The following is a 21,897-nucleotide window of genomic DNA, read 5'->3' as shown; positions in this document are numbered from 1 at the left end:
TCGTACCTATAAACCGGTTCCGCTGTTTCTATCAAGCAGCGGTTAAAACTGATATTAGAATGTCCGTTCCGGCACCGACAGGATATCCCCGGGGCGCATACGATAGTTGGTGGACACATCCCCCTTGTTCAGGATGTCGTCGAGGCGAACCGGAATAGCTACCACCTTGTCGTCCGCCAGGCGGTAAAGCATGGAGTCATTAAGCTTGGCAAAGGGGTTAGCGCCGCCGGCACTCAGTACCATATCAAGTACAGTCATTCCGGACCTGTGAGGCACAGAGATGGACTCATTGACGGCACCTGTTACCCGTACGCGGTCGCTGAATTCGTGACTACCCATGGATTTGACAACAACGGTTACCTGCGGCTCCCGGATGAAGTCTGTCAGTCCCTCTTCTATTTCGTCTGAGAGCTGCTCCGGGGTTTTTCCGGTGGCCTGGATATCGCCAATAAGGGGCATGGAGACTCTGCCGTCGGGGCGGACGGGAACGCTTATACTGAGATCCTGATTACGCCAGACGGAAATCTGGATTTCATCGGTGGGGCCAAGCACATACTCATCAACGCTTGTTGAGGTTTGCAGATTGAGGGCTGCATTAATATCTTCCTGCGAAGATGACTGCGGCCCGGCGCAACCCGTTACAAACGCTACCGCCGTCAGGGACATAAGCAGCCCCCGGAGTGAATACTTCGATGACATTGTCATTCCTCTCTGATTCCGTTTCTGTTTCCATGTCTCGGGGAGAGCTGGTCCCGAAACTACCTTGATCCTTTCTTGAACAATACCACTTCTACTGTCTGAATTATAATCAATAAGTCGAGCAGCAGGCTTTGGTTCTTGATGTAGTAGAGGTCGTACCGGAGTTTTTCACGGGTATCCTCTTCATTATCTGCATAAGCAAAGCAGAGCTGGGCCCAGCCGGTCAAACCCGGTTTAACGCGGTGTCGCTCGCTGTAGAAGGGAATCTTCTCTGACAGCTGCTCCACAAATACAGGCCGCTCCGGACGTGGGCCGACGAAGGCCATGGTGCCGTTCAGTACGTTAAAAATTTGTGGTAATTCATCAATCCGGACCTTGCGGATGAATGCCCCCACTTTTGTAACCCTGGCGTCGTTCTGGCTGGCCCAGACAGCGCCGTCTTTTTCTGCGTCGGTTCTCATTGACCGGAATTTATGAACTTTGAAAACACTGCCGTTAAGCCCTACCCGTTCCTGGCTGTAGAAAACCGGCGCTTTGAGGCCGTCCTCGATCTTGATGGCTATGGCGGTCAGGATCATCAACGGCAAGCCTGCCACCAGCAACACAGACGCCGACAGGATATCCAGAGAACGCTTACCGAAACCGAAAACCGAAGACACCGTGAACCCGTCTGAGAAAACCAGCCAGCCACGAGTAACCATCTCAAGGGCGACTTTTCTGGATTCCCGCTCGTAGAAGCTGGCCCCGTCAATAATCCGCACCCCCTCCATTTTGCATTCCAGCAAATCCTCCATTGGCAAGCCTTTACGCCGGTCATCCACGGCTACCACAATTTCATGTACAGGATGCCTGATGATGTATTGCTGGAGAGTGGTGGGGATGTTCAGCAGGTACTCTTCGCTGATTTCAACCGGTTCGTCCGGCAGTGGTACGAAACCGGTCAGGATAAACCCCTTGCGATTGAAAGGGGTTCTGAGGTCTTCGTGAATCTGTCTGGCACGGAAGCCGGCACCCAACACCAGTACTTTTCGCTTGAAGGACTCCTTCCCCACTACCGTAAAGAAAATTGACCGGATGATTCCAAGCAGGAAAAAACCGAATACGGAGCCCGTTGTCAGTACGCTGCTGGAACCGATATACCAGAGCCACTCGTTCGCCAGCAGGTAGGCAAAACCGCACAGTGGAATGCTGACAATCAGTGCCATGATTGTCCGGAGCATCATGCCGGACATGCCCTCTTCCAGGCGGGACTGATGAACCCCGATAGCAACCATTATGAGCAAGTTGATTGCTGAGAACACTGCCGCTGATGGCAACATGAACTTCAGGTTTTCAAGGAAGAATGCAATATCACCAAAGTAACGAAAAAACACGGCCAAAGCGAAGGCACACGCCAACACCAGAAAATCAATCAGGCCGAGGATGACATACGGAAGGTGGATGTAGTGTCTGAACAATCTGACGTGGGCCACGTCAACTCCTTTTGCTGCTCACAACATTAAAAACGCATCCAGTGCGTTGTATACAGCGTTACGTGAACAGCAGTGTACTGCAATTCTCAGTTACTGCAATGGACAGCTATGTAAAAGAGCATGACAGCATGTAAAGAAAGCTGACAACCCGAAGCTCGAGGGTTACCAGCTATCCCACGCTATCCAACATTATGGCTGCTTGCGCTTGCGGGCCAGCAACAGCCCAACCAGTCCAAGGCCGAAAAGTGCCAGGGTGCCAGGTTCCGGCACCACTACTTTGCCAACAGTTACGTCATCCAGACCATAGCCATCATCCGAGTTATTGGAAAAGATGGAGACATCACCAAGGCCGGCCGCGTCAAACAGTGAAATGTAGAAAATCTTTCCGTTACCGAGTGAAGACCCGAAGATATCCTTGAATTCGAAATCCACGCCGCCAATCGAGAAACGACCACCTGAGTCATTGGGGTCCGTCATGTAAAAGCCCATGGCGTTATAACCAGAGGTGGGAGAGATCGTCATTTGTTCCGCATCCATGCTGTCCAGCCAGTTGTCACCGGATACTGAATAACGACCGGTGAAAGGCGTGGTGCCTGAATCGAGAACAGCAAGGCCATCGTCGCAGCTGTAACCGCCACTGTCACAAAGGCCCCCGGAACCGGCTGTCACGCTGGTGAAAGAACCGACACCCTGGGGGGAAGTAAAGGTGGTCGTTTGTGCGCCCGGGGCATTGTAGACAACTCCATCTTCTTCAAACGTTTCGAAGGTTTCAGTAAGAAAGCCGCCGTCCAGTGTGGCAAGGAAGTTGCCCTCGGCATTGCCCGCTGCCGATTCTCCCTCGTCGCTGATTGAAAGGATAGGTGCCGCAGAGGTTAAAGAAGTAGCACCGAAAAGCAGTCCGGTTGCGATGATGGTTGTTAGCTTGTTCATATCAGTACTCCGTTTACCTGACGTAATTCGACTTCACGGAGTACTGAATGCAGGGCCCATGCCACAATAAATTATTACTACATTACAGGCACTTATGTCGCCAGGCTTAACCACGTGTAAATTAAACTGACACCCCTGTAACTTTCATGCAACACCTTCATATTACAAAAAGGGCGACAAACTCCTGAACTGGCGTACTCTCCAGTGCCTTCTGCTCCCTGCAAAGCTGGAATATCTGATCGCATCGCTGCCCCGGAAACCGTGTTGCCAGGTTATTGCGGAATTTGTCCTCCAGCAGAGGAATGCCCTCCTTCCTGCGGCGACGATGGCCAATCGGGTATTCAACCGCCACGTTGTCCGTGCTGGTGCCGTCTTTGAAGAACACCTGAATCGCGTTGGCAATGGAGCGCTTGTCTTCCTCCAGGTATTCGCGGGTATACCGTTCATCTTCGACAACTTCCATTTTTTCCCGAACCTTTTCGATAATCGGATTCGCTTCGTGGAAGCTGTCTTCGTAGTGCTCCGCTGTCAGGCTACCGAAGATCAGGGGCACCGCCGCCATGTATTGCAGGCAGTGGTCCCTGTCGGCCGCGTTGGCCAGCTTGCCCTGCTTGGAGATAATACGGATAGCGGATTCGTGGGTGGTGATGACAATCCGGTCGATCTCATCAAGCCGGTCCTTAACCTGTGGATGCAAGGTAACTGCCGCTTCAGCCGCCGTCTGGGCGTGAAACTCCGCCGGGAAGGAGATCTTGAACAGGATGTTCTCCATCACGTAGGAGCCGAATTCCTGGGGTAAGGAAAACTGACGCTTGTCTTCGGGTTTGAGTTTCTGGTCTTTGTTGGTTTTGCTGAACAGCACATCGTAAAAGCCCCATTGGGGCGCCGTCAGAGCGCTTGGGACGCCCATTTCGCCTCGCATGGCGATGTCTGCAAGTCGGACTGCCCGGGAGGTGGCGTCGCCTGCGGCCCAGGACTTTCGTGACCCTGCATTGGGTGCGTGGCGATAAGTACGAAGAGACTGGCCATCCACCCAGGCGTGAGACAGGGCAGAAAGCATTTGCTCGCGGTTTGCCCCCATGAGTTTTGCCGTGACGGCTGTGGAGGCCACTTTGACCAGCACCACATGATCCAGCCCTACCCGGTTGAAGGAGTTCTCCAGTGCCAGTACGCCCTGGATTTCATGGGCCATGATCATGGCTTCCAGCACGTCCTTCATGGTAAGCGGTGACTTGCCTTCCGCCACCCGCTTTTGGGAGAGGTGGTCCGCGACCGCAAGAATACCCCCCAGGTTGTCAGACGGATGGCCCCACTCAGCTGCCAGCCAGGTATCGTTGTAATCCAGCCAGCGTATGATGCAGCCGATGTCCCAGGCGGCTTTTACCGGATCCAGTCGAAACGATGTGCCGGGCACCCTTGCACCGTGGGGCACTACCGTTCCTTCCACGAGCGGGCCGAGGTGTTTGGTGCACTCGGGAAACCGGAGGGCCAGCAGGCCACACCCAAGCGTGTCCATCAGGCAGTTGCGGGCAGTGTTCCAGGCTTCTTTGCTTTTTATGCGGTAATTCAGGGTGTAGTCGGCAATGGTCTGAATCACCTGATCGTAGTCGGGACGTTCGTTGAGATCGAATGTTGCTGACATGGTATGAACTCCGGGTGGTCTGTGCGTTTTACTTCAAGCTTAGCTGAAGATCTGACACTGACAGGCTTACGGAGACTGTTGCAACACCGTTCTTTTATCACCAATCGTTCTCAGCATTCATTGCTGCAACATAGCTTTGTCGGCGAGATCTCACCTATACTCTGAATGACATTGGTTAAAAATTAGCCGCGCACTTCTATCACTAATTCAGAGCTACTTCGAATGACGCTGGAAACACCTGTGAACAACACCGCTACCGAGTCTGCAATTGCCGAATGGGTGACTATTCTGGGCGCGTCCGGCGTTGTAGCGGCTGGAGAAACAGGTGTTGGCGCCTCCACCATCGGAGCAAAACGTTCAATACCGGCCGTGCTTCGCCCGGAAAACCAGGAACAGGTGGCAGCGGTTCTGCGGGTTGCGCAGCGACATAATGTGGCGGTTTATCCAGTGAGTACCGGTAATAACTGGGGCTATGGCAGTGCAAATCCGGTTGAGGATGGCTGCGTGATCCTTGATCTTCGCAAGCTCGACAGTATTTCCGATTTCGACCCTGAACTGGGGGTTGTCACAGTCGGGCCGGGAGTAACCCAGGGAGCCCTGCGGGAATTCCTTGATAAACACGAAGGCGATTACCTTGTTCCCGTCACCGGCGCCGGCCCCACCTGCAGTATTCTTGGCAATGCCCTTGAGCGGGGCTATGGCATCACCCCGATTACTGATCATTTTGCGGCCGTAACCAAGATAGAAGCAATATTACCCGACGGCACCCTTTACCGGACGCCACTGAGTGAACTTGGCGGCGCCGAAGTGGACGGGCTGTTCAAATGGGGGCTGGGGCCTTATCTGGATGGGCTTTTCAGCCAGGGAAACTTCGGTGTTGTTGTCAATATGACCATCGCCCTTGCACCCGCCCCCGAAACCGTGACGGCATTCTTCTTCTCCACAAAAGACGACGCCAGGCTGGAAGCTCTGGTGCCCACTGTCAGGGCTGTGCTGCGAGCGCTCGGCGGTTCCGTAGTGGCCATTAATCTGCTTAACAACCAGCGCATGCTCTCGATGATGACGCCGTTTCCTGAAGATAAGGCCATAGACGGAGTCTTGCCCGCCGAGGAAGTTGAAATACTGGCCAGAAGCCATGGCGTGCCTGCCTGGAGCGGAGTCGGGGCGATCTATGCCTCGAGGGAGGTCGCCCGGGCGGCCCGACGCACCTTGAGGCGGCTTCTCGGGCCGGTAACGGACCGCCTGGTCTTTATCAACCGCCAAAGAATTAATATGGCACGAACCTTCGCCCGGGTACTGCCCGAAAAGCTCGCCACACGGGTCAACGGCATGGCGGACACGCTCTCGGGTGCGCTTGAGATCATGCATGGCACACCGAATGATGTTGCACTGGCGCTGGCCTACTGGCGCTCCGGTACCCTGCCAGCGCCGGGAAAACCGAAAAACCCCGCACGGGACGGTTGTGGGCTTATCTGGTTCGCGCCACTGGTCCCCATAAGGGGAAAAGATGTTCGCCGCTATGTGGATATGATTGAAAGGATTTGCCCGCAATTCGGGGTGAATCCGTTAATAACACTGACAACAATCAATGATCGCTGCTTCGACTCGACCGTTCCACTGCTCTTTGATCGCGGGGATGCCGATGCGACAGCGCGAGCCAACGAATGTTATCGCGCACTGTTCGAAGCGGGGCAGAAGGAGGGATTCCTGCCCTACAGGCTCAATATCGACGCCATGGGCATTCTGACGACAGGTGACTCAGTTTTCACCAGGCTTTCGAGCCAGTTGAAAGCGGCAGTTGACCCCAATTTTATCCTGGCGCCCGGGCGTTACGTTTCCAGATCTTTCAATGGAAGGGAATGAGGTGCTGACATGCAGAACGGCTCCGCTTACCAGCAAGGCAAAGGGAATTCAAAGAACGAACAGGCTCGCGAGGACATCAGTACCATATTCAACTCGGTATTCCAGGTTGAAATGGCGACATCCCAGGAGGCAATCAACGAGGTGTTCGAGGTCAGGTACCAGGTTTACTGCATTGACCGGTCCTTCGAAAACCCCAGTTGCTTTCCCGATAACAGGGAGCATGATTCCTACGACCCCCGGTCCTCCCATGCCCTGATCCGGCATCGGAAAACCGGCCACAGTGTTGCGACCGTTCGACTGGTTATGGCCGGGAATCATCCGGAACAGGCCGATTTTCCCATGGAAGCCCCTTGCCTGCACCGGATGAGCCGGCGGGCACGTGAGGCGGTTGCCGGCGCTCGCCGCGATCAGATCGCTGAAATCTCCAGGATGGCCGTCAGCCGTGAATTCCGGCGGCGGCTTAATGAGCAGAATACAGTCTCCGGGGTCAGCGAGACTGCCTGCTATAAGGATGCGGAGAAAGGTAAGCGTGCCGTACCCTATATCAGCCTGGGGCTCTTCGCCGCTATTCTCCAGATGTCGGTAAGGCACAACATCACTCACTGGATGGCGGTTATGGAGCCCGCCCAGCTACGCCTGTTAAAACGGTTTGGTGTGGAGTTTGATCACGTGGGGCCGGTGCTGGAGTATCACGGCCTTCGCCGCCCGGCTTTCACTGAAGCGGCGTCTTTGATTGATCGTATAGAGAAGCGCCGGCCCGATGTCTGGTCCCTTATTACCGATGACGGACACTACCTACCCGCAAGGCCGGATATTCCTTAAGGGAAAGCGGGCTTTTACCTGCGTCAAAAAGTTCCATTCGAACCAAGTTAATTTATTTTAATTAACAGCCTGCTCCATATTGTTCCCATTTCGCTGCAACTGTCTGTTACCAAATAAGTTCCCTAATAACCTTTATAGCCGAAGCCGTAATGCTGCGACATATTTTGCCGGCACTGACTCACTTATAATCTTTTCGCTGTTGGTGAACAACCCGTCAGCGAATTTACTCCAGCATTACGAGGTTTGATGAGCTGTAACCTCGATACCCCGTTGTACGCCGTCAGTGGATATCAAGATGGTGTTTTTTCATTAAGGATTATCGTCATAACAGCTCCCTTAACGGGAATATGAGGACCTTCAGATGCATACAGGGTTTGCTCTTCAAACTGATACCGTTAATAAGAAAAATCAACAAACTCAGGAAGACGTAAGTACTATTTTCAATTCAGTGTTCAATGTTCAGCTGGCGAACTCTCCGGAGTTGATCAATGAAGTATTTGAGGTTCGCTACCAGGTTTACTGCATTGACCGACCTTTCGAAGATCCCAGATGCTTTGCCGACAAACGGGAACACGATTCATACGACCCGAGATCTGCGCATGCCTTGATCCGACACAGGATGACAGGCGACAGCGTTGCCGCTGTTCGCCTCGTGATGGCAGGCGATAACCCGGAACAGGCCGATTTCCCCATGGAGGGCCCGTGTATCCATCGAATGGACCAGCAAGCGCAGGAAGCCATTGCGGGCACACGCCGGGATCGGATTGCGGAAATATCCCGAATGGCCGTGAGCCGGGAATTCCGGCGGCGACTCAATGAGGGACGGTCTGTGTCCGGCATCAGCGAGCCTGCCTATTACAGCGATTCGGAAATTGGCAGGCGCGCCCTGCCCTATATCAGCCTGGGGCTGTTTGCCGCCATACTTCAGATGTCGGTCAAACACGGCATTACCCATTGGATGGCCGTTATGGAACCCGCTCAACTGCGCTTGTTAAAGCGGTTTGGTGTGGAATTCGATCATGTGGGGCCCTTGATGGAGTATCACGGCCACCGCCGCCCTGCCTTCACTGAAGCAGCTTCACTTCTTGAAGGTATAAGGCAGCGTCGTCCGGATGTCTGGTCGCTTATCACGGACGGTGGGCGGTACTTGCCGGCAAAACCGCATGGCGAACAAATGGAAGACGACAGGCAGGTTGCATAACGCCATAACAGGAAGACCCCCGCTTCTCAGCGGGGGGCTTCTTTAACCTGCATTTTATCCGAACGTTAGAACCGACCGGATATTATGCCTTTGCTGCTTTCTTCCTGCGTGACAGACCAAGGCCGGCAAGGCCGAGGCCCAGCAGTGCCAGAGTGCCCGGCTCGGGTACCTGTGAGGCGTTGATCCGGAAACTGGTATCAAACTTGTTTTCAGTGTCCTCCAGAGTCAGAAGACCAACACAACCGGAGCTGGCACCTGCTTCCGCACAAGTATCGTCATCCAAAACGGAGAGGCCGGCCAGCTCAAGGAACACCGTATACTTATAGTCAGCAATAGTAAAAGACTGAGCGAACTCGAATCCGCCATCGCCATTTTCTACCGCACCAAGCTCGTCAAAATTATCAATGGTGAAGATGTCATCACATCCTGAGGTTGATGGGAAGCCACAGTTGTCGACGTTATCTCTGTTGAAGGTTTCACTGAAAAAGCTCATAAAAGTAAGAGATGTCGGAGGCAGAGGGTCGCCAGCTTCAGGGGCAACCGGAGTCAATATCAGCGTGGACGTGAGATCGAAACCGGTCAGTGACTGATAGTCGGCACTAATAACATTGTTGTCATGGGTAAATGTTCCGCCATCGACAGTGTTAACGTTGGTGAAAAGGCCACCCGCCGAATTTACGTCCTCTATTGAGACAGAAGACCGATCCGAGTCAGAATCACCCCCCCATGACAATTCGTTATCACTTTCATCAATGGTTCCGTCATTCACGCCATCTGCTGCTGTGAACGTTGCATCGGAGAAGTTGCTGTCGACATCATATCCCCACTCAGTGATCATATCTGCGCTGGCAGACTGAGCAGCCAGTGCAAAGGGTACGACAAGTGTCGATAAAAGCGTTCTTTTGAATGCTGTATTCATGATTATCTCTCCTTGATTGTGAACGCTGGCAGCCAGGATTGACGCCAGCGATTCAGTGGTATCCCTTCACAAGCATCTGCCGTACCACCTATTTAATATTCCAGCTTTTCAATACGTTATCTTCACAACCAAATATACCAGAGGTTCAGGTGTAAGTATCTTCGACATCAATTGCACGCACACGAATCGCCTCAAGCGTCATGTCTATTCAATAGCACATCGGAATAGGCTCAACTAGAACAAAAAGATTTATACGCGCTGATTTTTAGTTACTGAAGAATTAAACATCACAGGAGACTACAAACAGGCCAATAAAGTACGTAAATAATGCTGACGCATTGGAAGGGCAGCCTTAAGAAAGATAGAGCAGCCTTTAAATCGGGGGAAGGGATGATAACCGTTTGATATCCCAATGTGAGCCTAATACGTCGATTATTTTTACAGTTTCTGACTAGTACTCCATAAAATACTGAAATTAGCCCTAATAAATTATGGCGTACTTTGTGCATGCCTACCAAGAGCGTGCCTGCCCTACAGTACGGTCAGGCTTCATAACCAAAATTTCTCACGGGAATTAATATGGAGGTTACGATGAGAAACGTTAAATACCTGGTAGCAGGATGTCTACTGGCCGCAGGCAGCACGAGTCATGCGGCACCGATCAATTTTACTGGGCAAATCGAGTACCACAACGACATCATCTATAACTATTTCACGTTGGATTCCGACGCCACCGATGTCAGGATGTGGACGGATTCCTTCAATGATGGAGAGAATTTCGATCCGATTACAGCCCTTTGGAATGCGGATGATGGTGCGCTGATCGCCGAGAACGATGACGACGACACCATTAATCCGGATACGCAGACCATATACGATTCTGGCCTGAATCTCGGTTCTCTGTCGGCAGGGGATTACCTGTTTACAGTAGCGACCTACGCCAATTTTGCAGCCGGCACCAACCTGTCTGATGGCTTTGATTATGATGGCCAGGACCCTATTCTGCTGGCCGAATGGGATCAGCCCGCCAACGAAGTTGATATGGGCCCCAACTGGAGCGTTTGGCTCGACAATGTTGATCGCGCTTCTAATCCTGACGACCCGGACGATTCTGATGATTCAGTTTCAGTTCCTGAGCCCGACACTTTGGCACTGTTCAGCCTTGGGCTTTTGGGTCTTGCCTCTTTGCGCCGTCGTAAGTCCGCCTGACTGGCCCTTAACTCTAAATAACAGAGAAGCAAAACCAGAAAAGGTCCGGCAAAGTTCCGGACCTTTTTGTTCAAGAGGCAGGAACTGTCGGGTATTTTTACACGTTTCCCCCGCCGTGAACCAGTATTCAAATTAAGTAACTGAAAATATGAACAAAGTCTACGGTGGCATTTTTCCTGCTTAAGAGCAGAGAGCTGGCGGAAGACGATGAGTCTTAGGGGTCAATTCCGGCCATCCAGCCTTGATGTAGATCAGGAGAAAATAATGAAGAATCCGATAGTAGGAGTAGGGTTGGCGCTGGCACTTGGTATGGCTCAACCGGCAAGTGCTGCACTAATTGATTTCACCGATGGTGGGTGGACGGCCAACAATCCCCGATTGTTCGGAAGCCTGTCGGTAACGCTCGAAGCGTTTGACACTGACGGGAACTCTACCGGATTTACCGAAACCGGTTTTGACGGCGACAGCTCCAAATGTTCACCAGTAGGACTGGCATGCACATCAGACGGCATCGGCATTGTCGATGATGAAGTCACTTTCGGAAACGGGGAAAAAACAGACGTACAACGCCTCAAGGTTTCCTTCTCTCAACAGGTAGATATTCTCTCGGTCTTTTTCCTGGATCTTTTTTCAGCGGACAGCACGACTGACTCACCTGCTGAGCTTGCGCAATTCCAGGTGAACGGAACTGGGGCCGGCGGCGGATTCACGGGAACAGCCTCTGACACCACAGGCCTGTTCGAAGGCACCATTCTTAATGCAAGCCCGCTTTCATCACTGGATGCCTTCACTGGTGTAACCTCCATTGAATTCTTTGCGGACACAGCTAAGCTGACCAGCCCGGATAATACAGACTTCGCCCTGGCTGGCATCCGTACCGCGTCAGTTCCTGAGCCTGGCACACTTGCATTGTTCAGTTTAGGCCTGCTCGGCCTGGGCATTGCACGTCGCCGTAAAGAAGCATAGTTCTGAACATATGTAGCTGAACTAGCCCCCAGGCGGGCCATAAAAGGGTCAATGGAAGCTCCATTGACCCTTGTTTCATGCTCTTGCAGAAAATTCAGTTCAATCAGGTTCTGGCACCCTCACCCAACCTTCCATTAACACCCGCGCACTGCGGCTCATGACGGCTTTGGTAGCAGTCCACTGGTTATTCACCAAAGTGGCTTCCGCACCTACCTGCAGGGTGCCCGAAGGGTGCCCGAAGGTAACGGAAGTGCGGTCCCCACCGCCGGCTGCAAGATTAACCAGCGTTCCGGGAACGGCTGCAGCGGTCGCAATCGCAACGGAAGCAGTGCCCATCATGGCGTGGTGAAGTTTGCCCATGGACAGGGCCCGGACCAGTACGTCCACATCCCCTGCCCTGATGTTCTTGCCGCTGGATGAGACGTAATCCGCCGGCTTGGCAACAAAGGCCACTTTCGGGGTGTGCTGGCGGCTGGCGGCTTCGTCGATATGGTTGATGAGTCCCATCTTGACGGCACCATGGGCACGGATGGTTTCGAACATGGCCAGGGCTTTTTCGTCGCCGTTGATGGCTTCCTGGAGCTCCGTGCCCTTGTAACCGATATCCTCGGCGTTGACGAAGATGGTGGGAATACCGGCGTTGATCATGGTGGCCTTCAGGGTGCCGACGCCGGGCACTTCCAGGTCGTCCACCAGGTTGCCCGTGGGGAACATGGAGCCTTCGCCGTCGGCCGGGTCCATGAACTCCACCTGGATTTCCGCTGCCGGGAAGGTGACGCCGTCCAGCTCGAAATCGCCGGTTTCCTGCACTTCGCCATTGGTGATGGGGATGTGGGCGACGATGGTTTTCCGGATATTGGCCTGCCAGATACGGATGGTGGCGGTGCCGTTCTCGGGAATACGGTCTGCCTCGACCAGGCCGCTGCTGATGGCAAAAGCACCGACGGCTGCTGAGAGGTTGCCGCAGTTGCCACTCCAGTCCACAAAGGGCTTGTCGATGGATACCTGGCCGAACAGATAGTCCACGTCGTGGTCCGGCATGGTGGGCTTGGACAGGATCACGGTTTTGCTGGTGCTGGAGGTGGCGCCGCCCATGCCGTCGATCTGTTTCTGGTAGGGGTCGGGGCTGCCGATCACCCGCAGCAGGAGTTTGTCCCGGGCTTCGCCCGGGGTTTGGGCGGCCTCGGGGAGGTCGTCCAGGCGGAAGAAGACGCCTTTGCTGGTGCCGCCACGCATGTAGGTGGCTGGGATTTTAATCTGTGGCTTGTTTGGCATGGGGTACCTTTTTGCTTGTGTCGGATTACGCTTCGCTAATCCGACCTACGTTGGATTGGCGATAGCTATGACGTAGGTCGGATTAGGCCCAGAGGGCCGTAATCCGACATTCCGCAGATTACGCCGCACCTTCCGATTGCAGGAAATCTTCTGCAAACCGCTGCAACACACCACCTGCGCTGTAGATCGACACTTCCTCGGCAGTATCCAGCCGGCAGATTACGGGCACTCGTTCCGTGCTGCCGTTTTTGCGGTGGATGACCAGGGTAAGCTCGGCGCGGGGCGATGGGGTGCCTTCCACGTCGTAGGTTTCGGTGCCGTCGATGGCGAGGGTTTTGCGGGTGGTGCCTTCTTCGAACTGCAATGGCATTACACCCATGCCCACCAGGTTGGTGCGGTGGATACGCTCGAAACCTTCGGCCACGATGGCTTCCACGCCGGCCAGTGCCACGCCTTTGGCAGCCCAGTCGCGGGAAGAGCCCTGGCCGTAGTCGGCGCCGGCGATGATGATCAGCGGCTGCTTGCGCTCCATGTAGGTTTCAATGGCTTCCCACATGCGGGTGACCTTCCCTTCCGGCTCGATCCGCGCCAGGGAGCCCTGCTTCACGTTGCCGTTTTCGTCCCGGACCATTTCGTTGAACAGCTTCGGGTTGGCGAAGGTGGCACGCTGGGCAGTCAGGTGATCACCCCGGTGGGTGGCGTAGGAGTTGAAGTCTTCCTCCGGCACGCCCATTTTGTGCAGGTATTCACCGGCGGCGCTGTCCATCAGGATGGCGTTGGATGGCGACAGGTGGTCAGTGGTGATGTTGTCCGGCAGCACTGCCAGCGGGCGCATGCCCTTGAGGGTTTTCTCGCCGACCATGCCGCCTTCCCAGTATGGCGGGCGACGGATGTAGGTGCTCTGGGGCCGCCAGTCGTAGTTCGGGTTGGTATTGGCATGGGCATCCCGGGTGATGTCGAACATCGGGATGTAGGTACTGCGGAACTGTTCCGGCTTCACGCTGGATTTCACGATGGCGTCAATTTCCGCGTCGTCCGGCCAGATATCCTTCAGGGTGACAGGATTGCCGTCCTGGTCGTAACCCAGGGCATCTTTTTCGATGTCGAAGCGGATGGTGCCCGCGATGGCATAAGCGACAACCAGCGGTGGTGACGCCAGGAATGCCTGTTTCGCGTAGGGGTGAATCCGGCCGTCGAAGTTACGGTTACCGGAGAGTACGGCGGTGGCGTACAGGTCACGGTCGATGATTTCCTTCTGGATTTCCGGATCCAGCGCGCCGCTCATGCCGTTACAGGTGGTGCAGGCAAAGGCCACCACGCCGAAGCCGAGCTTTTCCAGCTCATCCATCAGGTTGGCTTCTTCCAGGTACATCTTCACCGTTTTGGAACCCGGTGCCAGGGAAGTTTTCACCCAGGGTTTGCGGGTGAGCCCCAGTTTGTTGGCGTTACGGGCAATCAGGCCGGCAGCCACCATGTTGCGGGGGTTGCTGGTGTTGGTGCAGCTGGTGATAGCCGCGATGATGCACGCGCCATCCGGCATCTTGCCCTCTTCCTGTTCCCATTCGCCGGCAATGCCGCGCTCGGCCAGCTCAGAGGTTGGCAGGTGTGCATGCGGGTTGGAGGGGCCAGCCAGGGTGCGGGTAACCTTCGACAGGTCGAACTTCAGCACACGCTCGTATTCAGCGTTTTTCATGCTGTCGGCCCACAGGCCGGTTTCCTTCGCATACTTCTCGACCAGAGCCACCTGATCGTCTTCACGGCCGGTGAGCTTCAGGTAATCGATGGTCTGGCCGTCGATGTAGAACATGGCAGCGGTAGCGCCGTATTCCGGAGTCATGTTGGAGATGGTGGCGCGGTCACCTACGGTGAGGCTGTCTGCGCCTTCGCCGTAGAATTCCAGGTAAGCGCCCACCACCCTTTCCTTGCGCAGGAATTCAGTGATCGCGAGAACCATATCAGTACCGGTAATGCCCGGCTGCAGCTTACCGGTCAGTTCCACGCCAACGATGTCCGGCAGGCGCATCATGGAGGCGCGTCCAAGCATCACGCTCTCCGCTTCCAGGCCGCCAACGCCCACGGAGATAACGCCCAGGGCGTCCACCATCGGGGTGTGGCTGTCGGTGCCTACGCAGGTATCCGGGAAGGCAACACCATCGCGGCTCTGAACCACCGGTGACATCTTCTCCAGGTTGATCTGGTGCATGATGCCATTGCCGGGAGGAATCACATCTACGTTCTTGAACGCGGTCTTGGTCCAGTTGATGAAGTGGAAGCGGTCGTCGTTGCGGCGGTCTTCGATCTGGCGGTTCTTCTCGAACGCGTCCTTTTCAAAGCCGGCGTGCTCCACGGCCAGGGAGTGGTCTACGATCAGCTGGGTGGGAACGACAGGATTGACCTTGGCCGGGTCGCCCCCCTTCTCCTTGATGGCGTCCCGCAGGCCTGCAAGGTCCACCAGGGCTGTCTGGCCGAGGATGTCATGGCAGACAACCCGGGCCGGATACCAGGGAAAGTCCAGGTCCCGCTTGCGTTCAATCAGCTGTTTAAGGGAGTCCGTCAGTGCCTCTGGATCACACCGGCGGACCAGTTGCTCCGCGAGGATTTTGGAGGTGTACGGAAGCTTGTCATACGCGCCAGGCTGGATGTCTTCCACGGCCTGGCGGGTGTCGAAATAGTCCAGGTCTGTGCCTGGGAGGGGTTTGCGGTAATCTTTGTTCATTGGTTTACGCTCCTAGGGGTCAGGCTCAGGAGTCTGACCCCGCATGGGGTCTGACCCCACTAATACTGACCCGGCTTAACTAGTGCCGGAATTGAGGCCTGGTCAAATGTTTTGGGGTCTGACCCCATTCGGGGTCAGACCCCTCGACCACGTAGGTCGGATTAGGCAAAGCCGTAATCCGACAAACAGGCTGCTCTCATCTCTTAATCGCGCTGGTCGATCGGCACCCACTCCGAATGCTCCGGGCCGTTGTAGTCGGCGCTGGGGCGGATGATGCGGTTGTTTTCGCGCTGCTCTTTCACGTGGGCGGTCCAGCCGGATACCCGGGACATCACGAAGATGGGGGTGAACAGCTCGGTGGGAATGCCCATGAAGTGATAGGCGGAGGCGTGGAAGAAGTCGGCGTTACAGAAGAGTTTCTTCTCGCGCCACATGACCTCTTCGCAGCGCACCGATACCGGGTACAGCACGGTGTCGCCCACTTCGTTGGCCAGTTTCTCGGACCACTTCTTGATGATGGCGTTGCGCGGGTCAGATTCGCTGTAGACGGCGTGGCCGAAGCCCATGATCTTTTCCTTGCGCTCCAGCATGCCCAGCAGGCCCTTTTCGGCTTCGTCCGGGGTCTGGAACTTCTGGATCAGGGCCATGGCTGCCTCGTTGGCACCACCATGGAGAGGACCACGCAGGGTGCCAATGGCGCCGGTTACACAGCTGTGGATATCAGACAGCGTGGAAGCGCAGACACGGGCGGCGAAGGTGGAGGCGTTGAATTCGTGCTCGGCGTAGAGAATCAACGAGACGTTCATTACCCGCTCGTGCAGTTCGTTGGGCTTCTTGCCGTGGAGCAGTTCCAGGAAATGCCCACCAATAGAGTCCACGTCGCTGGCGGTTTCAATGCGCACGCCTTCGTGAGCAAAGCGGTACCAGTAGGTAATAATGGCCGGGAACAGGGCCATCATGCGGTCGATCTTGTCGTCCTGCTGGCTGAAATCGGTTTCCGTTTCCAGGTTGCCCAGCATGGAGCAGCCGGTGCGCATGACGTCCATGGGGTGGGCGTCTTTCGGAATGTGCTCAAGGACTGTCTTCAGGGCGTATGGCAGTTCACGCAGGCTCGCCAGCTTTTTCTTATAGGCGTCCAGCTCCTGCTGGTTGGGCAGTTTCCCGCGCAGAAGCAGGTAGGCGACTTCTTCGAACTGTGCGTTTTCGGCCAGGTCGCTGATGTCATAGCCGCGATAGGTCAGGCCTGTGCCGGACTGGCCCACGGTACACAGTGATGTTACTCCGGCTACCTGGCCCCGAAGGCCGGCGCCACCGAGTTTTTTTGCTTCAGCCATGGTGTTTTCCCCCTCATCATTGATTCTGGCGTCGGATTACGCTTCGCTAATCCGACCTACGTTTTATGTCTAAGGGGTCAGACCCCTTGGGGTCTGCCCCCATTTATACTGATCAATTAGTATCGGTTGTCGGATTACGCCTTCGGCTAATCCGACCTACATTTTATTTTCGGCCTGGGTATTTGTAGGTCGGATTAGGCAAAGCCGTAATCCGACAATCAGGCTTAATATCAAGCTTTTTTGTGCTGAAACAACTCATCCAGCTTCTGTTCAAAGTCGTGGTAGTTCAGGAAATCGTACAGTTCCATCCGCGTTTGCATCAGGTCGACGACGTCTTTCTGGTCGCCTTTCTCCAGGATGTTTTCGTACACCATCAGCGCGGCTTTGTTCATGGCGCGGAAGGCGCTTAGCGGGTACAGCACCATACCGGCGCCGGCCTCTGCAAGTTCCTTGCGGTTGTACAGCGGTGTGGCGCCGAATTCGGTGATGTTGGCCAGTACCGGCACGTCCAGCGCTTCGGAGAAAGCCTTGTAGTGTTCGAGTTCGGTCACCGCTTCGGCGAAGATGCCGTCGGCACCGGCTTCAACGCAGGCCCTGGCGCGTTCGATGGCTGCTTCCAGGCCTTCTTTCTGGAAGGCGTCGGTGCGAGCCATGATGAAGAAGTCTTCGTCTTCACGGGCGTCCACGGCGGCCTTGATGCGGTCCACCATTTCTTCCTGGGACACGATTTCCTTGTTGGGGCGATGACCGCAGCGCTTCTGTGCTACCTGGTCTTCAATATGGACCGCGGCTGCACCGGCGCGTTCCATTTCCTTGATGGTGCGGCCGATGTTGAACGCGCCGCCCCAGCCAGTGTCGATGTCAACCAGCAGCGGTACGTCGGTGGCTGACGTAATCCGGCGGACGTCTTCCACGACATCGTTCATGGTGGTAATACCCAGATCCGGCAGGCCATAGGAGGCATTCGCTACGCCACCACCGGACAGGTAAATCGCCTGGTGCCCCACTTTGTCGGCCATCATGGCGGTATAGGCGTTGATGGTACCCACGATCTGGAGCGGGTGGTTGTCTTTCAGCGCCTTGCGGAAGCGGGCGCCCGGGGATAGTTTTTTGGTCATGGTGGTGGCCTCTCTGTTCTGGTGATTTTCTGCTGTCGGATTACGGCTACGCCTAATCCGACCTACGGGTCTGGTGGTTTTCTGCTGTCGGATTACGGCTACGCCTAATCCGACCTACGTTACTGGTTTTCTGCGTTGGTATTTGTAGGTCGGATTAGGCGTAGCCGTAATCCGACAAGATCCGTTGCCCCCTGCAATTATCAGATCGTCAACGCCCCTTCCTTTATCTTTCTCTCGATGTTCTGGCGAGCAGCGTTAATGTGGCGCTTCATCAGAAACTCCGCCAGCTCGCCGTCGCGCTGGGCGATGGCTTCTGCGATTCTTCGGTGTTCTCCCAGGGCCATGTGGGGGCGGCCGGAGGAGGTGCTTAGCCGATAACGGTACATCCGGACCATATAGTAAAGATCACCCAGCAGCATTTGCGCGAGTTTTGTGTTGCGGCTGCCGGTGGCGATGCGGTGATGGAAATCGTAATCACCCTCAGCCTGGTAGTAGGCCTGGCCCTGGGCCTGTTCAATCATCTGTTCGTGGCTGTCGAGGGTTGCGTGGAGGTCTGCGATTTCTTCGTCAGTCATTCGCTCGGCGGCCTGGCGGGCGGCGAGGCCTTCCATGGTTTCGCGAATGCGATACAGCTCCATGAGTTCTTCAGCACTCACGGAGACGACTTTAACGCCGGCATGGGGCCGGCGGACGAGTAATCCACGGGATTCGAGGCGGCCAAGGGCCTCCCTCAGCGGGCCACGGGTGAGATTGAAACGGGAGCAGAGCTCAACTTCCCCGATTTTTTCGCCGGGAACCAGGTCGCCTTTTACGATGGCCGTTTGCAGACAATCGAAGGCTTCATCGGCTCGGGTATAGGTTTGACTGGCAACTTCAGACATAAATTGTCAACAATAGTGACTTTGAGGACCCGGAATTTACGCCCGAACGACGCTATTGTCAACAATCCACGGATTAAAGATTGAACAATTGTTGACATGGCACCCTGAGTGCGCGCTTTACTTCCCCAATAGCTCCCCTACCGGGGTTAAATTGCTAACATGGTCGCAAAGGGTTTTGACGATCATTAACAGTGGTGTCGCGATGATGAGCCCCACCGGGCCCCAGAGCCAACCCCAGAACAACAGGCCTATAAAGATGGCGATCTCGTTGAGGCTGGAGAGCCGGCTGGTCAGCATCGGAAGTAGCAGATTACCCTGAATGCTGCTGATAACGAGCGAGACAACGGCAACGAGTACCGCCATGTCGATGGTACCGAACTGAATGAAGGCCGCCACGCCAGTACCCAAAAGCACCAGAAATGGCCCCAGGTACGGGACGACGCTTGCCAGGCCGGCAACCACACCCCAGAAAATGGCCTGTTCAACCCCTATCAGGTAGAACGCCAGCCAGGTGAAAAAACCCACAAACACAGCAGACAACAGCATGACGAACAGAAAGCGCCGAACCTGGCTATGGAATTCATTCATGATTCGCGCCGCCTTGCGCATACGATGGAATGACGGCCCCGACAGCCTGACGACTTTACGCTTGTAGAGTCTCCCCGCCGACAACATGAAAAATACCAGCAGCAGCGCGGAAAAACCCTGGGACACCAGCACCACTATTTCCGAAGAACCCTCGATCAGGTATTCACTGATATCGAAGTTTTCATCCACAACTTTGACCCGGGTCACTTCCGGCTCGTCCGTCTCCTCCTCTTCACCTTCTGCACTGTCTTCGATTTTCTTGGCGACATCCTGGGCCTTTTCCATAACGCCTTCTTCCTCCGGCGCCGAGCGCGCTTCTGCACGCTGGAACTGCTCGATTGCGAGAGGTGCCTTATCCAGTATCGCCATCGTTTCCCGCTTCAGGGGGATGCTGGCTGCTGTAACGGTGGCCACGACAATGATCAACACCAGCGCTGCGCCAAGCATACGGGGCACCCGGAATCGCTCCAGCCCGGACACCAACGGGTCCAGCGCGTAACTGATGAGTATGGCCACCACCAGGGGCAGCAGCACCGCCTGGGCCCACGAAATGAAATACAGCGCGGCAATGGTGGTCAGGATTATTATTGCAGTACTGCGGACATTAACCCCCGGTATCAGGCCACGTTCAGACACGCTTTCTGATTCTTCGTCCCGTCCTTCCATGACTATGTTCTCTCTTGTTCTGGCGGTGGCGTGTACTGGTACAACCAGGTTTCTGTCAGTATCTGGTCACCCAGTTTCAGTTGCAGGCGGAGATTAATCGGCTCCACGGAGTCATCGGGTACCAGATCGAACATGGCGCGGTAGCCACCATTCGAAGGCAGGGGCCGGGCCGAGGTAATTTCCACCTCGCCGCGGCTGGCGGTAATCACCGGCTCCACCTCGGCATCGTCGGCAAGCATAGGCAGTGGCCCGCCGGCGAAATCCACCGCAAACCGCCAGGAAAAATAGGTTCGTTCCTGGCCGATCACACCGCCAATCCCGGTGCGGGTTGCTTGCACAGTAGCCAGTGAGTCGGGGCGTTCTGGCGCCTCCGAACCCCATGTCAGGGTGTAGCCGTACAGGTATTCGGTTCCCGGTTTCAGTGGCTCTTCCGGGTTCCAGAAGGCAACGATGTTGTCGAAGGTTTCATCGTCAGTGGGAATCTCCACCAGCCTCACGCTGCCCGGCCCCCACTCCCCGTGGGGCTGGACCCAGGCGCTGGGGCGTTTGTCGTAGAACACGCCGTCGTCCTGGTAGTTGGCAAAATCCCGGTCTCGCTGCAGCAGCCCGAAACCTCGCGGGTTTTTGTCGACAAAACTGTTTACCCGCACCGAGCGTGGATTCACCAGGGGCCGCCATAGCCACTCACCCTGGCCGTTATGAACCGCCAGCCCATCGGAATCATGAATCTCCGGGCGCCAGTCGTTCGCCATTCGACGATGGTTCTCTCCGGTCTGGTACATGCTGGTCAGGGGCGCTATCCCCACTCGCTCCATGGGTTTGCGTGGGTACAAGGCAGCGTCCACCTTCATGACCATGTTGCGCCCCGGGGTCATGGTGAAGGCGTAGGCTCCGGTGGTACTGGGAGAGTTGAGCAAGGCATAGATCACCAACTGGTGACTGCCCGAAGCGGGTTTCTCCAGCCAGAACTCGGTAAACTGCGGAAACTCTTCTTCCTCATTGAGGCCGGTGTTAATGGCCAGCCCCCGGGCGGAAAGCCCGTACTGCATGTCGGAACCTACAGCGCGGAAATAGCTCGCCCCGAGAAAAGCAGCCAGATCCCTTTCGTGGTCTGTGTGGAAGTGCACCCGGAAGCCCGCATAACCCAGGTCTGCGGGTAAAGTGCCCAGGGGCTGCTCACCGTCATAACGGAAGTATTCCGGTGCATAGGCCAGTTCGCGGGCCTCTCCGCCCTCTATTTCATGGATTCGCACCGGAGATCTGAAATACAGGCCCAGGTGGAATAACTGAACCTGGAAGGGATTATCGTCATTGCGCCACAGGGCTTCTTCGGGACGAAAACGGATGGCCTGGTAGTCGTCCCAGGACAGATCCCGCAGGGAGCGCGGCAGATCCCCCTCCCCGGATTTCCAGGGTTCACTGGCCAGGGCCCGGGCGTGGCCCTTGAGCCACCCATAACTGAACGGCCGGGCCTCTCCCACTGTATCAGCCTGTGCCTGCCGGCCGGTTAACAATGCGGACAGGGGCAGTGCCTGAACGCCCGCCAGGGCAATAAACGTTTTGATCAGCTTGCGTCTGTCCATGTTGTGCTCCTCG

At 55.5% G+C, this 21,897-nt stretch carries 17 protein-coding genes; 5 read left to right on the top strand and 12 right to left on the bottom strand.

What is annotated here, in order from left to right; genetic code table 11:
* Positions 1-54 precede the first annotated feature (54 nt).
* The 4 genes from HLUCCO03_RS03985 to prpD all read right to left on the bottom strand — a co-directional run bounded on the left by HLUCCO03_RS03985 (position 55) and on the right by prpD (position 4,743).
* Positions 55-699, bottom strand: coding sequence for an XrtA/PEP-CTERM system exopolysaccharide export protein (locus HLUCCO03_RS03985; protein ID WP_027832227.1), 645 nt, complete (start codon positions 697-699; stop codon positions 55-57).
* Between the two features lie 59 nt (positions 700-758).
* Positions 759-2,171: a TIGR03013 family XrtA/PEP-CTERM system glycosyltransferase gene (locus HLUCCO03_RS03980; protein ID WP_027832228.1), complete on the bottom strand. Its 1,413-nt coding sequence runs from the start codon at positions 2,169-2,171 to the stop codon at positions 759-761.
* Positions 2,172-2,360: 189 nt separating this feature from the next.
* Entirely contained in the window at positions 2,361-3,101 is a 741-nt protein-coding gene (locus tag HLUCCO03_RS03975) for a PEP-CTERM sorting domain-containing protein (RefSeq protein ID WP_027832229.1), read from the bottom strand.
* Between the two features lie 157 nt (positions 3,102-3,258).
* Entirely contained in the window at positions 3,259-4,743 is a 1,485-nt protein-coding gene (prpD, locus tag HLUCCO03_RS03970; RefSeq protein ID WP_027832230.1) for a 2-methylcitrate dehydratase, read from the bottom strand.
* A 222-nt stretch (positions 4,744-4,965) separates the two neighbouring features.
* On the opposite strand from prpD, the gene HLUCCO03_RS03965 reads away from it, so the two are divergent.
* The 3 genes from HLUCCO03_RS03965 to HLUCCO03_RS03955 all read left to right on the top strand — a co-directional run bounded on the left by HLUCCO03_RS03965 (position 4,966) and on the right by HLUCCO03_RS03955 (position 8,629).
* The gene (locus tag HLUCCO03_RS03965; RefSeq protein ID WP_292016614.1) at positions 4,966-6,606 is read left to right on the top strand and encodes an FAD-binding oxidoreductase; all 1,641 of its coding nucleotides are present in this window, start codon (positions 4,966-4,968) and stop codon (positions 6,604-6,606) included.
* A gap of 9 nt (positions 6,607-6,615) precedes the next feature.
* Complete coding sequence (locus HLUCCO03_RS03960; RefSeq protein ID WP_027832232.1) at positions 6,616-7,428, top strand: PEP-CTERM/exosortase system-associated acyltransferase; 813 nt, start codon at positions 6,616-6,618, stop codon at positions 7,426-7,428.
* A gap of 361 nt (positions 7,429-7,789) precedes the next feature.
* A complete protein-coding gene (locus HLUCCO03_RS03955; protein WP_027832233.1) occupies positions 7,790-8,629 on the top strand; it encodes a PEP-CTERM/exosortase system-associated acyltransferase in 840 nt (279 codons plus the stop codon).
* A gap of 82 nt (positions 8,630-8,711) precedes the next feature.
* Here the strand turns inward: HLUCCO03_RS03955 and HLUCCO03_RS03950 are convergent, their stop codons facing one another.
* Positions 8,712-9,548, bottom strand: coding sequence for a THxN family PEP-CTERM protein (locus HLUCCO03_RS03950; protein WP_027832234.1), 837 nt, complete (start codon positions 9,546-9,548; stop codon positions 8,712-8,714).
* Positions 9,549-10,139: 591 nt separating this feature from the next.
* Between HLUCCO03_RS03950 and HLUCCO03_RS03945 the strand changes: the two genes are divergently transcribed.
* Positions 10,140-10,757, top strand: a complete 618-nt coding sequence (locus HLUCCO03_RS03945; protein WP_036197531.1) for a DVUA0089 family protein — start codon at positions 10,140-10,142, stop codon at positions 10,755-10,757.
* A gap of 264 nt (positions 10,758-11,021) precedes the next feature.
* The gene (locus HLUCCO03_RS03940; protein ID WP_081813556.1) at positions 11,022-11,723 is read left to right on the top strand and encodes a PEP-CTERM sorting domain-containing protein; all 702 of its coding nucleotides are present in this window, start codon (positions 11,022-11,024) and stop codon (positions 11,721-11,723) included.
* A gap of 99 nt (positions 11,724-11,822) precedes the next feature.
* Here the strand turns inward: HLUCCO03_RS03940 and prpF are convergent, their stop codons facing one another.
* The 7 genes from prpF to HLUCCO03_RS03905 form a co-directional block, all read right to left on the bottom strand.
* A complete protein-coding gene (gene prpF / locus HLUCCO03_RS03935) occupies positions 11,823-12,998 on the bottom strand; it encodes a 2-methylaconitate cis-trans isomerase PrpF (RefSeq protein WP_027832237.1) in 1,176 nt (391 codons plus the stop codon).
* A gap of 118 nt (positions 12,999-13,116) precedes the next feature.
* Positions 13,117-15,714, bottom strand: a complete 2,598-nt coding sequence (gene acnD / locus HLUCCO03_RS03930) for a Fe/S-dependent 2-methylisocitrate dehydratase AcnD (RefSeq protein ID WP_027832238.1) — start codon at positions 15,712-15,714, stop codon at positions 13,117-13,119.
* A gap of 203 nt (positions 15,715-15,917) precedes the next feature.
* Complete coding sequence (gene prpC / locus HLUCCO03_RS03925; RefSeq protein ID WP_027832239.1) at positions 15,918-17,048, bottom strand: 2-methylcitrate synthase; 1,131 nt, start codon at positions 17,046-17,048, stop codon at positions 15,918-15,920.
* A 230-nt stretch (positions 17,049-17,278) separates the two neighbouring features.
* The gene (gene prpB / locus HLUCCO03_RS03920; RefSeq protein ID WP_027832240.1) at positions 17,279-18,166 is read right to left on the bottom strand and encodes a methylisocitrate lyase; all 888 of its coding nucleotides are present in this window, start codon (positions 18,164-18,166) and stop codon (positions 17,279-17,281) included.
* Positions 18,167-18,366: 200 nt separating this feature from the next.
* The gene (locus HLUCCO03_RS03915) at positions 18,367-19,047 is read right to left on the bottom strand and encodes a GntR family transcriptional regulator (protein ID WP_027832241.1); all 681 of its coding nucleotides are present in this window, start codon (positions 19,045-19,047) and stop codon (positions 18,367-18,369) included.
* A 117-nt stretch (positions 19,048-19,164) separates the two neighbouring features.
* A complete protein-coding gene (locus HLUCCO03_RS03910; RefSeq protein ID WP_027832242.1) occupies positions 19,165-20,301 on the bottom strand; it encodes an AI-2E family transporter in 1,137 nt (378 codons plus the stop codon).
* Between the two features lie 2 nt (positions 20,302-20,303).
* Positions 20,304-21,884, bottom strand: a complete 1,581-nt coding sequence (locus HLUCCO03_RS03905) for a glucan biosynthesis protein (protein ID WP_027832243.1) — start codon at positions 21,882-21,884, stop codon at positions 20,304-20,306.
* Positions 21,885-21,897 lie beyond the last annotated feature (13 nt).

The organism is Marinobacter sp. HL-58 (assembly GCF_001314605.1).
In the GTDB taxonomy this organism is placed as follows: Bacteria; Pseudomonadota; Gammaproteobacteria; order Pseudomonadales; family Oleiphilaceae; genus Marinobacter.
Note: the sequence above shows the minus strand (reverse complement) of the source record. Positions and strands in the feature narration are given on the sequence as shown.

Coding starts and splice junctions, on each gene's coding strand:
- prpB (WP_027832240.1), bottom strand. CDS start 18,166: ATGACCAAAAAACTATCCCCGGGCGCCCGCTTCCGCAAGGCGCTGAAA.
- HLUCCO03_RS03950 (WP_027832234.1), bottom strand. CDS start 9,548: ATGAATACAGCATTCAAAAGAACGCTTTTATCGACACTTGTCGTACCC.
- HLUCCO03_RS03910 (WP_027832242.1), bottom strand. CDS start 20,301: ATGGAAGGACGGGACGAAGAATCAGAAAGCGTGTCTGAACGTGGCCTG.
- HLUCCO03_RS03905 (WP_027832243.1), bottom strand. CDS start 21,884: ATGGACAGACGCAAGCTGATCAAAACGTTTATTGCCCTGGCGGGCGTT.
- acnD (WP_027832238.1), bottom strand. CDS start 15,714: ATGAACAAAGATTACCGCAAACCCCTCCCAGGCACAGACCTGGACTAT.
- HLUCCO03_RS03965 (WP_292016614.1), top strand. CDS start 4,966: ATGACGCTGGAAACACCTGTGAACAACACCGCTACCGAGTCTGCAATT.
- prpF (WP_027832237.1), bottom strand. CDS start 12,998: ATGCCAAACAAGCCACAGATTAAAATCCCAGCCACCTACATGCGTGGC.
- HLUCCO03_RS03955 (WP_027832233.1), top strand. CDS start 7,790: ATGCATACAGGGTTTGCTCTTCAAACTGATACCGTTAATAAGAAAAAT.
- HLUCCO03_RS03915 (WP_027832241.1), bottom strand. CDS start 19,047: ATGTCTGAAGTTGCCAGTCAAACCTATACCCGAGCCGATGAAGCCTTC.
- prpC (WP_027832239.1), bottom strand. CDS start 17,048: ATGGCTGAAGCAAAAAAACTCGGTGGCGCCGGCCTTCGGGGCCAGGTA.
- HLUCCO03_RS03985 (WP_027832227.1), bottom strand. CDS start 699: ATGTCATCGAAGTATTCACTCCGGGGGCTGCTTATGTCCCTGACGGCG.
- prpD (WP_027832230.1), bottom strand. CDS start 4,743: ATGTCAGCAACATTCGATCTCAACGAACGTCCCGACTACGATCAGGTG.
- HLUCCO03_RS03945 (WP_036197531.1), top strand. CDS start 10,140: ATGAGAAACGTTAAATACCTGGTAGCAGGATGTCTACTGGCCGCAGGC.
- HLUCCO03_RS03975 (WP_027832229.1), bottom strand. CDS start 3,101: ATGAACAAGCTAACAACCATCATCGCAACCGGACTGCTTTTCGGTGCT.
- HLUCCO03_RS03960 (WP_027832232.1), top strand. CDS start 6,616: ATGCAGAACGGCTCCGCTTACCAGCAAGGCAAAGGGAATTCAAAGAAC.
- HLUCCO03_RS03940 (WP_081813556.1), top strand. CDS start 11,022: ATGAAGAATCCGATAGTAGGAGTAGGGTTGGCGCTGGCACTTGGTATG.